Here is a 13200-nt window from a genome sequence, read left to right as displayed (position 1 = left end):
CAGTTGTCCATCGAGATCGCTAACGAGTCCGGTGTCGAGGTCGACACCGACGCCGTGCTCGCCGTCGCCCGGCACGCCCTCGACGAGATGGGGGTCAACCCGCTCGCCGAGCTCTCCATTCTGCTGGTCGACATCGACTACATGTCCGAGCTGAACCATCGCTGGATGGGCGGCGACGGCCCGACCGACGTGCTCGCCTTCCCCATGGACGAGGGCAGCGTCGACCACGGTCCGGGGGAGAGCAGCCCGGCCGGTGGCGAGCCGGCCCTGCTCGGCGACATCGTGCTCTGCCCGGAGGTGGCCGCCAAGCAGGCCGCCACCGCCGGCCACTCGGCCGCCGACGAGCTGCACCTGCTCACCGTGCACGGTGTGCTGCACCTGCTCGGGTACGACCACGCCGAGCCGGAGGAGGAGCGGGAGATGTTCGGTCTCCAGGCCCGACTGCTGGCGAGCTGGCGGTCGTCCCGGTCGAAATGATGACCACCCTGGCGGCCGGCGCTCCGGCGGGACTGCCCGATCTCCAGCTCATCTTCGTCGCGGCGGGGCTGGTGGTGCTCGCCGGCCTCATCGCCATGACCGAGGCGGCGCTGGCCGCGGTCTCCCCGGCTCGCGCGGCCGAGCTGGCCCGGGACGGGGCACGCGGGGCGCGTACCCTCCAGGCGGTCGCGGGTGACGTGGTCCGCCACCTCAACCTGCTGCTGCTGGTCCGACTGCTGGCCGAGCTGACCGCCACCACGCTGGTCGCGCTGGTGGCGGTGGACAGCTTCGGCGCGGGCTGGCGGGCCGCCCTGGTCACCGCCGGGGCGATGACCGTGGTCAGCTTCGTGGTGGTCGGCGTCGCGCCGCGCACCCTCGGCCGGCAGCACGCCTACGCGGTGGGCCGCGCGGTCGCGCCGCTGGTGCGCTGGCTGGGCCGGGCGCTCAACCCGCTCGCCTCGCTGCTGATCCTGATCGGCAACGCGGTCACCCCGGGGCGCGGCTTCCGTGAGGGGCCGTTCGCCACCCAGGTGGAGCTGCGCGAACTGGTCGACCTCGCCGAGCAGCGCGGGGTGGTGGAACACGGCGAGCGCCAGATGATCCACTCGGTCTTCGCGCTCGGCGACACCATCGCCCGCGAGGTGATGGTGCCCCGCACCGAGATGGTGTGGATCGAGGAGAGCAAGACGCTGGCCCAGGCGCTGGCGCTCTTCCTGCGCTCCGGCTTCTCCCGGATCCCGGTGATCGGGGAGAGCGTGGACGACGTGCTCGGGGTGCTCTACCTCAAGGACCTGATCCGGCGCATCCAGGGCGCCCCGGAGGCCCGGCAGCTGCCGGTGGCCGAGCTGATGCGCCCGGCGACGTTCGTGCCGGAGTCCAAGCCGGTCGACGACCTGCTGTCGGAGATGCAGGCGGCCCGCAACCACCTGGTCATCGTGGTCGACGAGTACGGCGGCACCGGCGGTCTGGTCACCATCGAGGACATCCTGGAGGAGATCGTCGGTGAGATCACCGACGAGTACGATGTCGAACGCCCGCCGGTCGAGCACCTGGCGGACGGGGCCGTGCGGGTGACCGCCCGGCTGCCGGTGGAGAATCTGGGCGAGCTGTTCGACACCGAGCTGCCCACCGACGAGGTGGAGACCGTCGGCGGCCTGCTCGCCCAGTCGCTCGGCCGGGTGCCGATCCCGGGCGCCGAGGCCGAGGTCGCCGGGCTCCGGCTGATCGCCGAGGGCACCACCGGGCGGCGCAACCGGATCGACACCGTGCTGGTGCGCCGGGTCGCGCCGAGCGACGCGTCCGACAGCGGGGGGCGTGGCGACCACGCCGAGCCCCGCGGCAACCACAACCGTTCCGAGGAGAGGCAACCCGCCGATGCCTGAGTCACCCGTCGTGCCGGCTGCCCGGCCCACCCCGTCCGACCCGGCCGAGCTGACCGCCGAGGACGGCAAGCTGGTCGTCCTGGCCCGGGGCGCACGCGGCCGGGTGGGCGCCGTGGAGGGCGCGGCGGTTCGCGACCAGGACGGCCGGACGTACGCGGCGGCCAGCGTCGCCCTGCCGTCGCTGACCCTGACCGCGCTCCAGTTGGCGGTCGCCTCGGCGGTGGCCGCCGGCGCCAGCCGGCTGGAGGCCGCCGTAGTGGTGACCGAGGCCTCGACGCTGGACGGCGCCGGGCACGCGGCGGTCCGGGACCTCTCCGTCGACGCGCCGATCCACGTGGCCGCCCCGGACGGCACCGTCCTCGGCACGGTGGTCGAGTGAGCGAGCGAACCATCCGGCACAGCACCTGGGAGCCGCACGCCGGCGCGGAGCGAAGCGGAGCGGTGGCGTGAGTGCGACCGCGGTGCCGGACCCGGAGGAGCCGCGTCCCTACCGGGCGGGTTTCGCCTGTTTCGTCGGGCGGCCGAACGCCGGCAAGTCGACGCTGACCAACGCGATCGTCGGCACCAAGATCGCGATCACCTCGAACAAGCCGCAGACCACCCGGCACGTCATCCGGGCCGTGCTGCACCGCCCGGAATCGCAGCTCGTGCTGGTCGACACCCCGGGCCTGCACCGTCCCCGTACGCTGCTCGGCGAGCGGCTGAACGACCTGGTCCGGGAGACCTGGAGCGAGGTCGACGTGATCGGCCTGTGCATCCCGGCGAACGAGCCGATCGGCCGGGGCGACCGGTTCATCACCGGCGAGCTGGCCAGCCTCAAGGCGACGGTGCTGGCCGTGGTCACCAAGACCGACCTGGTGGACCGCAGGCGGCTCGCCGAGCAGCTCCTCGCGGTGAGCGAGCTGGCCGACTTCGCCGACGTGGTGCCGGTGAGCGCGGTCTCCGGTCACCAGGTGGACACCCTGGTCGACGTGATGACCGGCTACCTGCCCGAGTCGCCGCAGCTCTACCCGGACGACATGCTCACCGACGACCCCGAGCAGGTGCTGGTCGCCGAGCTGATCCGCGAGGCGGCGCTGGAGGGCGTACGGGACGAGCTGCCGCACTCCATCGCCGTGGTGGTGGAGGAGATGATCGTGGAGGGACAGCTCACCAAGATCTACGCCGACGTGTACGTGGAGCGGCCCAGCCAGAAGGCGATCATGATCGGTCACCGGGGCAGCCGGCTCAAGGAGGTCGGCACCACCGCGCGCCGGCAGATCGAGGAGCTGCTCGGCACCCGGGTCTACCTGGACCTGCACGTCCGGGTCGCCAAGGACTGGCAGCGCGACCCGAAGCAGCTGCGCAAACTCGGTTTCTGAACGAATCCCCCGCACCGGCGGGCCGGAGCTTTCCGGCACCGCCGGTGCGCTTTTTTGGGGTCCGGTGACCGGTCCTCACCGGCTGGTCCGGATCGGTCGGCTTTATGGGAAGTTTCACTTTTGGCCCCGGCACCTCGCGGTTTCGCACGCTCGGGTCGGAGGGTAGGGAGAGGTTGATCCCCGAGCCCCCGGACATAGATGCAGGGTTATGCGAAACCGATACCTGGACCTGCTCCGCTTCCTGGCCATCGTGCGCGTCGTCGTCTACCACGTCATCGGCTCGGCGACCCTGACGCTGATCTTCCCGGCGATGTCGGTGATGTTCGCGCTCGCCGGTTCGCTGATGGCCGCCTCGCTGGACCGGACCGGTGTGCCGGCCGTGGCGCGCCGGCTGCGTCGCCTGCTGCCGTCGCTCTGGGTGCTCGCCCTGGTGTTCGTGCCGGCCATGCTGTTCACCGGGCTGCCGTTCAGCCCGAAGGTGCTGCTCTGGCTCTTCCCGGTCAGTGACCCACCGGCCAACTACTGGGGCGGGCTGGCCCTGAGCCCCATCTGGTACCTCCGGGACTACCTGTGGTTCGTGCTGGTCTCGCCGCTCGCGCTGTGGCTGTTCCGCCGGGCGCCGCTGCCCACCCTCCTCGCCCCGTACGTGCTGCTCGTGCTGATCGAGTTGGGCGTCTATCCGGACGCGCCGGGGGTGCTGCGCGAGTTCGGCCTGTACTTCGGCGCCTGGCTGCTGGGCTTCGCCCACCACGAGGGCATGCTGCGCCGGATGCGCAACCGGGTCCTCGTACCCGCCGCGCTCGCCCTCGGTGCCGCCGGCCTGACCTGGATCTTCACCCACCCCGGTCCACGTGGCTACGACCTGAACGACATCCACCTCGGCAACGCACTCTGGTCGGCGGCCTTCATCCTGGTGGCGATCGGCCGGGCCCCGACCGAGGCGCGCTGGGTCGACCGCATCCCGCTGGTGAGCCGGGCGGTCACCCTGTTGAACCGTCGCGCGCTGACCATCTACCTGTGGCACATGCCGTTCGTGGTGGCGCTCACCCCGCTGGTCGGTCTGGTCGGCTGGACCCCGCGCGACCCGCTCGGCCTGGCGATCCGGGTGGTGCTGGTGTTCGCGCTGGTCGGCGTGGTCACCCTGCTGGTCGGGTGGGTCGAGGACGTGGCGGCCCGGCGTACGCCGGAGGTGCTTCCCGGCCGGCCCCGGCCCACCCTGGCCGAGCGGGCGGCCGCCGTCCCGGCCAGCCCCGCGCCGGCCGGCGCGGAGACCGAACTGGCGGCGGCCGGCGCGTCCCGCCGTAGCGCCCCGCGCGGGGTTCCCGCGCCCCGACGGGCCGACGACCGCGCCGGGACCGAACTCGGCACCGGCTGACCCGCCGCCTGTGGGGACTCAGTCACGGAATGAGTGGCCATCGCCCGGGGAATGGCCGGTGCATCAGCGCGGCTGCCGGGGAGGGCGAGTGGGTGGGGTGGACGCGGCGGTCAGCGGCGGGTGATGGTCACGTTGCCGCTGCCGGTGCTGACGTCCAGCACCAGGGCGGCGGCGGGATCGTCGGTCACGCCGAGATCCCGGTCGCCGGAGCCGGTGCTGCCCCGCACCCGGTACCGGCCGTCCGGCACGGCCAGCTCGACGTCGCCGCTGCCGGCGTGCACCCGCGCCGACGCCGGCGTGGCCAGCTCCACCGTCACATTGCCGGAGGTCGTCTCCGCGTCCACCCCGGCGGCGAGCCGCTGCGCCGTGATGTCGCCGGAAGTGGCGCGCAGCCGCACCGCGCCGGCCGCGTCGACCACGTCGATGTTCCCGGAACCGGTCTCGGCGCGGACGTCGCCGTGCGCCCCGCTGACCGAGACGTTGCCCGAGCCGAGCTTGAACTCGACCGCGCCGACCTGGCTCATCTCGACGTCCCCGGAGTCGGTCTCGCCGCGTACCGCCACGCCCTCGGGGGCGGACACCTCCCAGGAGATGCTGCACCGGGGGCCGCAGTCGGTGCGCAGCACCAGCTCGTCGCCGTTGATCTCGTACCGGGTGTCGGGTTGCCCGCCCTGGTAGCGGACGGTTCGCTTGATGCGTACCTGTGCGGCGGAGCCGGCGGCGCGGACGGTGACGTTGCCCGCGCCCGGTTCCACGGTGATCCGGGTGATCTTCACCGCCTCGGTGTTGTCGTAGTCGAGCCGGCGGAACGAGATGGTGTCACACCCGCAGAGGAGGATCAGGGAGGCCGCCGCGGCGGCGGCGACGGTCCGGTGCACAGCCATGGTCAGCACGCTACGGGCGACCTCCGGGGCGGCACATCCGGGTTCGACCGCCGATCCACCCCGAACCGACCCTGAGATCGCACCCCGAGGGAGAATGACCCGATGGCCGGGTACCGCCGACAGCTCTACCGCGACGACGCGGTGGTGCTGCGCGTGCAGAAGCTGGGCGAATCCGACCGGATCATCACCCTGCTCACCCGCCGGCACGGCCGGCTGCGCGCGGTGGCCCGGGGCGTCCGGCGCACCACCAGCCGGTTCGGCGCCCGGCTGGAGCCGTTCGGGCACGTCGACCTCCAGCTCGCCGGCGACCCCAAGGGCAACCAGGGCAGCTCGCTGCACACCATCAGCCAGGTCGAGGGGATCGACCTCTACGGCAAGCGGTTCCTCGGCGACTACCCCCGCTACACGGCGGCCAGCGCGATCGCCGAGACCGCGGAACGGCTCACCCCGATCGAGCGGGAGCCGTCGCTGCGGTTGTTCCAGCTCACCCTCGGCGCGCTGCGCTCGCTGGCCACCGGCGAGCACGCCACCACCCTGGTGCTGGACGCCTACCTGCTGCGCGGGATGGCGTTCGCCGGCTGGGCGCCGGCGCTGACCGCCTGCGCCGTCTGCGGCACCCCGGGGCGGCACCGGGCGTTCTCCGTACCGGCCGGGGGAGTGGTCTGCCCGGACTGCCGGCCGCCCGGCGCCGCCCACCCCGCCCCGGCCACGATCGCGCTGATGTCCGCGCTGACCACCGGCGACTGGACATACGCCGACGCGACCGAGACCGGCGTACGCCGGGAGTGCAGCGGTCTTGTCGCGGCGCACCTCCAGTGGCACCTGGAGCGCGCGCTACGCTCGCTGCCGCTGGTCGACCGGGGTGGCCCGGCCTCCGGCACGGTCCCGCCGCGGGGTGGCTCGGGGCCGGGTGGGGTCCTGCCGGGCACCGGCGCCGGGCCCACCGCCGCTGGTGTGAACAGGGAGAAGACGTAAGTGATCCGATCGATGAGGGCAGGCCGGCGCGAGCCGGTGCCACCGACTCCGCACCCGTCCGGGGCCCGGCCGCCCGCGCTGCCCCCGGATGCCCTGCCGAAGCACGTCGCCATCGTGATGGACGGCAACGGCCGCTGGGCCAAGGAGCGTGGGCTGCCCCGCACCAAGGGTCACGAGCAGGGGGAATACAGCCTCTTCGACACCATCGAGGGCGCGATCGAGCTGGGCATCCCCTACCTGTCGGCGTACGCGTTCTCCACCGAGAACTGGCGGCGCTCGCCGGACGAGGTCCGCTTCCTGATGGGCTTCAACCGCGACGTCATCCGCCGCCGCCGGGACCAGTTGGTCGACCTGGGCGTCCGGGTGGTGTGGTCGGGCCGGGCCGGGCGGCTCTGGAAGAGCGTGATCTCCGAGCTGCAGACCGCCGAGGAGATGTGCCGCGGCAACTCGACGCTGACCCTGCAGTTCTGCGTCAACTACGGCGGCCAGGCGGAGATCGCCGACGCCGCCGCGGCGATCGCCCGCGACGTGGCCGCCGGCCGGCTCGACCCGGGCAAGGTCAACGAGAAGACCGTCGCGAAGTACCTCTACCACCCGGAGGTCCCCGAAGTGGACCTCTTCCTGCGCCCCTCCGGCGAGCAGCGCACCTCCAACTTCCTGCTCTGGCAGAGCGCGTACGCCGAACTGGTGTTCCTGGACACGCTCTGGCCCGACTTCGACCGGCGTCACCTCTGGTACGCCTGCGAGCTCTACGCCCAGCGGGACCGCCGCTTCGGCGGCGCGCTGCCGAACCCGGTGGCCCCGGGCACCTGAGGGCAGGCTTACCGGGGCGGTGCGCGGGGTATCACCTCGACAGCAGCCGATCGCGGAGGTGAACCAACATGATTCAGAAGCGGATCGCCCAGTGGGCGCTCATGGCGGTCGCCGTCCCGCTGGCGGCGGCCGGCGCGCGCCGGCTGAGCCACTCCCTGGAGGCCCGCCGCGGCCCGACCGGAGTGAGCCGACTCCTCGCCAAGGGCGCCGACCTGCTGCGGCCACAGAAGGTGAAACGTCGTCGGTTCTGGTGACGACCGAGGTCGACGCCGTCCCTGTTTGGGGCGGCGTCGACACGTTTCCGGCGGGCGGCGCGGCCGCAGCGCATACCATCGGCGCGAGGGCGCGCCGCCCGGTCGCGCCCGGCCACGGGGGTGGGCATGCGGGATCTCCGGTACGAGATGACGGCTGCGCTGGCCGGTGCGGACCTGGTCGACGCCGCACAACGGGAACGGGTCGCGGACCTCTGCGCCGGTGTCGCCGAGCGGTACTGCGCCGAGCTCGGGCACACCCCGGCGGTCCGCTCTGGCGAGATCGCCGAGCTGGCACAGGGCGAACCGGCCGCCGACTGGGCACCCACCCCTGCCGACGCCACCGAACGGGCCTGGTGAGCGTCCGCGCCCCCACGGGATGCGGCATGTCGCGGCGGCAGAGCCGACGAACGGCGCGACCTGCGGCACCTCGAGTGGATCAAGCCGCGGTCAGGCCTCCACTTCGGAGCGGTCTCCCGCCCAGCGGGTGTGGAACGAGCCGTCCCGGTCCACCCGGCGGTAGGTGTGCGCCCCGAAGTTGTCCCGCAGCCCCTGGATCAGCGCCGCCGGCAGCCGCTCCGCGCGCAGCGCGTCGAACCAGGCCAGCGACGACGAGAAGGCCGGGGTCGGCACGCCCGCCCGGGCCGCGTCGGCCACCACCCGCCGCCAGGCCGGGATCCCGGCGCTGACCCGATCGGCGAACCACGGCGCCACCAGTAGCGTCGGCAGGTCCGGCTGCGCGTCGTACGCCTCGCGGATCCGATCGAGGAAGCGGGCCCGGATGATGCAGCCGCCCCGCCAGATGGTCGCGGTGCCGCCCAGGTCGATGCCCCAGTCGTACTCCCGGCTGCCGGCCCGGATGTGGTCGAAGCCCTGCGCGTACGCGACGATCTTGCTGGCCAGCAGCGCGCGCCGCACGTCCTCGACGAAGGTTTCCCCGTCGTCGACCTCCCATTTCGCGCCCGCGTCGGGGAAGGCGCGGCGGGCGGCGGCCCGCTGGTCGGCGTGGCCGGACAGCGACCGGGCGAAGGTGGCCTCGGCGATGCCGGTGATCGGGACGCCGAGGTCGAGGGCGCTCTGCACGGTCCACCGGCCGGTGCCCTTCTGCTCGGCCTGGTCGAGCACCACGTCGACGAAGGGCCGGCCGGTCGCCGCGTCGGTGTGTGCCAGCACGTCGGCGGTGATCTCGATGAGGAACGACTCCAGCTCGCCCGTGTTCCACTCGCGGAAGATCTCCGCGATCTCCGCCGGGCTCGCCGACAGGCCGGCCCGCAGCAGGTCGTACGCCTCGGCGATGAGCTGCATGTCGGCGTACTCGATGCCGTTGTGGACCATCTTGACGAAGTGGCCGGCGCCGTCCGGGCCGATGTGCCGGCAGCACGGGGTGCCCTCCACCTGCGCGGCGATCCGCTCGAAGATCGGGCCGAGCTTCCGGTAGGACTCGTCCGAGCCGCCCGGCATGATGCTCGGGCCGTGCAGCGCGCCCTCCTCACCGCCGGAGACGCCGGTCCCGACGAAGTGCAGCCCGTGCCCGCGCAGCGCCTCCTCCCGACGGCGGGTGTCGGCGAAGTGGGCGTTGCCGCAGTCGACGATGATGTCTCCCGCCTCCAGCAGCGGGACCAGGTCGTCGATCACCGCGTCGGTCGGCGCGCCCGCCTTCACCATGACGATCACGGCACGCGGGCGCTCCAGCGAGGCGACGAAGTCGGCCAGCGACTCCGACGGCACGAACCGGCCCTCGTCGCCGTGCTCGGCGACGAGGCTGCGGGTGCGCTGCGGCGAGCGGTTGTGCACCGCCACGGTGAAGCCGTTGCGGGCCAGGTTTCGGGCCAGGTTACGGCCCATCACCGCCAGACCGGTCACGCCGATCTGTGCCGTCGCCTGCTCAGCCATGCGTACCGCCACCTCTCGTCGGGCTGCCCGTGCTGCGACCGTATCGCGGTCGATGCGGGCGCGGGCCCCGACGTCAACGCGGGGTGAGGCCAGGATGGCGCTCCGACCTCAGCCCTCCGCCAGGCGGGACTCCACGTGGGCGACCTTCGCCGTCAGCGCATCGGTGACCCCGGGGCGTAGGTCCGCCTTGAGCACCAGGCTGACCCGGGGCGCCTGGGCGGCGACGGTGTCGACGGCCCGCTTCACCACCGCCATCACCTCGTCCCACTCACCCTCGACGCTGGTGAACATGGCGTCGGTCCGGTTGGGCAGGCCGGATTCCCGGACCACCCGGACGGCGTCGGCGACCAGGTCGCCCACGGACTCACCCACGCCGAGCGGGGTGATCGAGAACGCGATCAGCATGCCGCCGATCGTGCCAGTAATTCGGCTGCGCGCCGGCGGGTGGGCCGGTTAGCGTGTCGGCATGCGTAACTGACGCCCGTTCCACCGAGCCCGGTCCGCCGCCGTGTCGCGCCGCGGACCAGTCCCGCTCCGGGCGTCCGCCTTCTCGTCGCCGCCGTCAGCCGCGGCGTCCCGCGTCGGACCCGCCGGAGCCTGTCCGCTCGCCGCGCCGTCCGGCGCCCCGACAGTCAGGAGGCATCGTATGCCCGCCAAACGCAGTCCGAAGAAATCCCGCAAGCCGGCGCCGAAACCGTCCCTTGCAGACGTGACCCCGCCGGACCTCGACACGCTGACCGTCGCGTCCCCGGTCATCCTGCCCGCCCGGGCCGACACTCCGCCCCCGCCCAAGGCGGGCCCGCCGGCCGGCCGCGACGCCCGCCTCGCCGGGCGCAGCCAGCGCGCCGGCCAGCCGAAGTTCTACGCGTTCCGGCGGAGCTGAGGCCCGGCGGGCCTCCCGGTGACGCCGCCTCGCCGATGCTGCCGTGTGCCGGCTCGCCGGATGCCGCGAGTTCGCTGAAGCGGCGGTGGCGGCGACCCGCACCGGCCGGTCCCGGGCCATGAGGTCACCCGAAGTGGCGGTGACGGCGGCCCGCACCGGCCGGTCCGGGGCGGGGCGGCACTCGGCCGCCCCGCCCCGCCGTTCAGGCCGCGGCGGTCGCCGGGGTCGCCGTCCCGGCCGGCGCCTCGGCGGCACGCGACCGCTCGACGCCGAGGGCCAGGCCGACGAAGCCGGCCACCATCAGCGCGCTCACCACCACCTTGACCGGGACGCCGGAGCCGACCAGGTCCAGCACCTGCCCGGCGGTGAGGACCAGTGGCACCCAGAGCGCCACCAGCCGGGCGCGCCAGGCGCCGAAGGCGAGCACGAGGAGGCCGACCAGCCAGCCGAGCAGCCATACGGCGAACGACGCCATCACGAACGGGTCCCCGTCGATCGCGGTGGTCACCGGCCGGGCGGCGGCGGCGTCCACGCCACCACCGGCCAGGGCGCCGAAGAACGCGTTGTACTGCCACAGGTGGACGGTGGAGAAGTAGAGCCCGAAAAGGCTCGCCGCGCCGCCGACGGTGGCCACCACCGGCTTGCGTCGGCCCAGGGTCGCGGCCAGCCCGAGGGTCGCCGGCAGCAGCAGCAGGTGGGCCAGGGCAAACAGGACGGTCTCCACCCGCCACGCGCCCAGGTGCCCGGCGGCCACCGTGACGTTGTCGGCGGTGTCGGCCACGTCGTCCGGGAACATCACCCAGTAAAAGGCGTTCGCGGCGCCGTACACCACGCCGCCGGTGAGCAGAGCGCCCGCCGTGAGCCGCAGGCTCCGCCGCCGCCCGGTGCTGTCGTCCATCAGTGTCTCCTTCCGAGGTCGTGGCAGGGACGCTAGGAGCAGCACCGGGGCCGGGTCGTCGGCTCGGAAGTTGATCCCCGGGTGGAGCCTCGGCCGCCCCCGCTACACCCGTGGGTGGACGCGGAACCGCGGCCGCCGTCGCTACCCTTCGGGCATGTCAGCCACCCCCGCCGTCCGGGCCCGGTGGCGCGCGGCGGCCACCTCGCTCGCCGGTGCCGCGCTGCTCGCGTTCGGCCTGGCCGAGCTCTACGTCCCGCTGGCGGGCTACGTCGAGGGGGAGGGACCGGACCTCGCCGCCCTCTCCGCCGGTTGGCTCGCCGTCCTGACCGTGCTGCTGGTCGGCTACTGCCTCGCGGTGGCCGGCTGCACGGCGTACCCCCGGGCGGCGGCCGTCCTTGCCGGCGCCTGCTTCACCGCGCAGAGCTTCACGCCGGTCCTGCCGGAGTGGCCGGTCGTGCCACTGCTGGCGCTGCTCGCCGCCGCCTTCGGCTGTGTCGCCGTGGGCGGCCGGGCCGCCTTCACGGTCGCCGCGGTCAGCTACTTCGTTCCGCTCGGGATCGAGAACGCGGTGGCCGGCGACTCCGACTGGGTGTTCATCCTGTTCGTCGGGCTCGCCGTGCTCGGCCCCGGGTACGCCGTGCGGATGCGGCGGGCGCAGGCGGCCCGGCTGGTGGCGCTGGCCGCCGAGCGGGAGGCCGCCGCCCGGACGGACGAGCGGCTGCGGGTGGCCCGGGAGCTGCACGACATCGTCTCGCACGGGGTCTCGGTGATGGTGCTGCAGGCCGCCGCGGCGCAGGCCGTGCTCGACTCGGACGCGGCGCAGGCCCGCACGTCCCTCGACGCGGTGCAGGACGTCGGGCGTGAGGTGGTCACCGAGCTGCGCCGGCTGCTCGTCATCCTCCGCGGCGCGGAGCCGGCCCCGGAGGCGCTGCCCTCGCTACGGCGGCTCGAACCGTTGACCGCCGGGGTACGCCTCGCCGGCGGGCAGGTCGACGTGGATGTCACGGGCGACCTCGACATGATCCCGGCCGCCGCCGACGTCAGCGGGTACCGGATCCTCCAGGAGGCGCTGACCAACGCCGCCCGGCACGCGGCGGGCGCGGCGGTCCGCGTCTCGATCGAGGTGACCGGCGACGCACTCCGGCTGCAGGTGACCGACGACGGCACCGGCCGGGCCCGGCGGAGCGCCGGCACCGGGCACGGCCTGACCGGCATCCGCGAGCGGGTGGAGCTGTTCGGCGGCACGGTCACCGCCGGCCCGCGCCCGCGGGGCGGCTTCGAGGTACGCGTCGAGCTGCCCTTCGACGCGGAGGCGTCGGTCGGCACGCTCGCCACGACGGGGCTCACCGGATGACCCGGGTACTCATCGCCGACGACGAGGCGCTGGTGCGCGGCGGCCTTCGCATGATCCTCACGGCGCAGCCGGACCTCGAGGTGGTCGGCGACGCCGCCGACGGCGAGGAAGCCGTGCAACTCGCGACCCGACACGCGCCCGACGTGGTGCTGATGGACATCCACATGGCGCCCACCGACGGGATCGCGGCCACCGAGCGGATCCTGGCCGTGCGCAGCGAGACCCGGATCATCATGCTGACCACGTTCGACCTCGACGAGTACGTCTACCGGGCGCTGCGGGCCGGTGCCTCCGGGTTCATGCTCAAGACCACCCCGCCCCGCGAGCTCGCCGAGGCGGTGCGGACCGCGGCCCGGGGCGACGCCCTGCTCTCCCCGTCGATCACCCGGCGCCTGATCGACCACTACACCGCGACGGCGTCGGTGGTGGCGCACCCGGGGCTGGCGGAGTTGACCGCGCGGGAGACCGAGGTGCTGCGGATGATGGCGCTCGGGCTGTCCAACCGGGAGATCGCCGAACAGCTCTTCGTCGGCGAGGCCACCGTGAAGACGCACGTGAACCGCATCTTCGCCAAGCTCGGCGTGCGGGACCGGGTGCAGGCGGTCGTGCTGGCGTACCGGAGCGGGGTGGCCCAGCCCCGGCGCTGACCGAGCA

At 73.7% G+C, this 13200-nt stretch carries 16 protein-coding genes; 12 read left to right on the top strand and 4 right to left on the bottom strand.

What is annotated here, in order from left to right; genetic code table 11:
• Positions 1-3: 3 nt before the first annotated feature.
• The 5 genes from ybeY (at position 4) to FXF52_RS13985 (ending at position 4595) form a co-directional block, all read left to right on the top strand.
• Positions 4-477, top strand: coding sequence for an rRNA maturation RNase YbeY (gene ybeY / locus FXF52_RS14005; RefSeq protein ID WP_148797320.1), 474 nt, complete (start codon positions 4-6; stop codon positions 475-477).
• Positions 453-1859, top strand: a complete 1407-nt coding sequence (locus FXF52_RS14000) for a hemolysin family protein (RefSeq protein WP_187413495.1) — start codon at positions 453-455, stop codon at positions 1857-1859. The genes ybeY and FXF52_RS14000 overlap by 25 nt, the downstream gene beginning before the upstream one ends.
• Positions 1852-2238 (top strand): cytidine deaminase, encoded by a 387-nt coding sequence (locus tag FXF52_RS13995; RefSeq protein ID WP_148797316.1) that lies wholly within the window; start codon positions 1852-1854, stop codon positions 2236-2238. The genes FXF52_RS14000 and FXF52_RS13995 overlap by 8 nt, the downstream gene beginning before the upstream one ends.
• An 82-nt stretch (positions 2239-2320) precedes the next feature.
• Positions 2321-3220: a GTPase Era gene (era, locus tag FXF52_RS13990; protein WP_148797386.1), complete on the top strand. Its 900-nt coding sequence runs from the start codon at positions 2321-2323 to the stop codon at positions 3218-3220.
• Positions 3221-3428: 208 nt separating this feature from the next.
• Positions 3429-4595: an acyltransferase gene (locus tag FXF52_RS13985; RefSeq protein ID WP_148797315.1), complete on the top strand. Its 1167-nt coding sequence runs from the start codon at positions 3429-3431 to the stop codon at positions 4593-4595.
• Between the two features lie 110 nt (positions 4596-4705).
• On the opposite strand, the gene FXF52_RS13980 is transcribed toward FXF52_RS13985, so the two are convergent.
• The gene (locus tag FXF52_RS13980; protein ID WP_148797313.1) at positions 4706-5479 is read right to left on the bottom strand and encodes a DUF4097 family beta strand repeat-containing protein; all 774 of its coding nucleotides are present in this window, start codon (positions 5477-5479) and stop codon (positions 4706-4708) included.
• Between the two features lie 102 nt (positions 5480-5581).
• Here FXF52_RS13980 and recO point away from each other — a divergent pair, with 102 nt between their 5' ends.
• The 4 genes from recO (at position 5582) to FXF52_RS13960 (ending at position 7878) form a co-directional block, all read left to right on the top strand.
• The gene (recO, locus tag FXF52_RS13975) at positions 5582-6454 is read left to right on the top strand and encodes a DNA repair protein RecO (protein ID WP_148797312.1); all 873 of its coding nucleotides are present in this window, start codon (positions 5582-5584) and stop codon (positions 6452-6454) included.
• A 12-nt stretch (positions 6455-6466) separates the two neighbouring features.
• Positions 6467-7267 carry an isoprenyl transferase gene (locus FXF52_RS13970; protein ID WP_148797385.1) on the top strand — a complete coding sequence of 267 codons (801 nt, stop codon included), beginning with the start codon at positions 6467-6469 and terminating at the stop codon, positions 7265-7267.
• Positions 7268-7335: 68 nt separating this feature from the next.
• A complete protein-coding gene (locus FXF52_RS13965; RefSeq protein ID WP_148797310.1) occupies positions 7336-7521 on the top strand; it encodes a hypothetical protein in 186 nt (61 codons plus the stop codon).
• Positions 7522-7647: 126 nt separating this feature from the next.
• Complete coding sequence (locus FXF52_RS13960; RefSeq protein WP_148797309.1) at positions 7648-7878, top strand: thioredoxin reductase; 231 nt, start codon at positions 7648-7650, stop codon at positions 7876-7878.
• A gap of 90 nt (positions 7879-7968) precedes the next feature.
• Here FXF52_RS13960 and gndA read toward each other — a convergent pair whose 3' ends face one another.
• The gene (gene gndA, locus FXF52_RS13955; protein ID WP_148797307.1) at positions 7969-9411 is read right to left on the bottom strand and encodes an NADP-dependent phosphogluconate dehydrogenase; all 1443 of its coding nucleotides are present in this window, start codon (positions 9409-9411) and stop codon (positions 7969-7971) included.
• A 108-nt stretch (positions 9412-9519) separates the two neighbouring features.
• Entirely contained in the window at positions 9520-9816 is a 297-nt protein-coding gene (locus tag FXF52_RS13950) for an MTH1187 family thiamine-binding protein (protein WP_148797305.1), read from the bottom strand.
• A 304-nt stretch (positions 9817-10120) separates the two neighbouring features.
• Between FXF52_RS13950 and FXF52_RS13945 the strand changes: the two genes are divergently transcribed.
• A complete protein-coding gene (locus FXF52_RS13945; RefSeq protein WP_255471932.1) occupies positions 10121-10294 on the top strand; it encodes a hypothetical protein in 174 nt (57 codons plus the stop codon).
• A gap of 202 nt (positions 10295-10496) precedes the next feature.
• Here the strand turns inward: FXF52_RS13945 and FXF52_RS13940 are convergent, their stop codons facing one another.
• Complete coding sequence (locus tag FXF52_RS13940; RefSeq protein WP_148797302.1) at positions 10497-11192, bottom strand: hypothetical protein; 696 nt, start codon at positions 11190-11192, stop codon at positions 10497-10499.
• A 154-nt stretch (positions 11193-11346) separates the two neighbouring features.
• Here FXF52_RS13940 and FXF52_RS13935 point away from each other — a divergent pair, with 154 nt between their 5' ends.
• Positions 11347-12546 (top strand): sensor histidine kinase, encoded by a 1200-nt coding sequence (locus tag FXF52_RS13935; protein ID WP_148797299.1) that lies wholly within the window; start codon positions 11347-11349, stop codon positions 12544-12546.
• Complete coding sequence (locus FXF52_RS13930; RefSeq protein ID WP_148797296.1) at positions 12543-13193, top strand: response regulator transcription factor; 651 nt, start codon at positions 12543-12545, stop codon at positions 13191-13193. The genes FXF52_RS13935 and FXF52_RS13930 overlap by 4 nt, the downstream gene beginning before the upstream one ends.
• The last annotated feature ends 7 nt before the right edge of the window (positions 13194-13200 follow it).

This window comes from Micromonospora sp. MP36 (genome assembly GCF_008119785.1).
Lineage (GTDB): Bacteria > Actinomycetota > Actinomycetes > Mycobacteriales > Micromonosporaceae > Micromonospora.
Note: the sequence above shows the minus strand (reverse complement) of the source record. Positions and strands in the feature narration are given on the sequence as shown.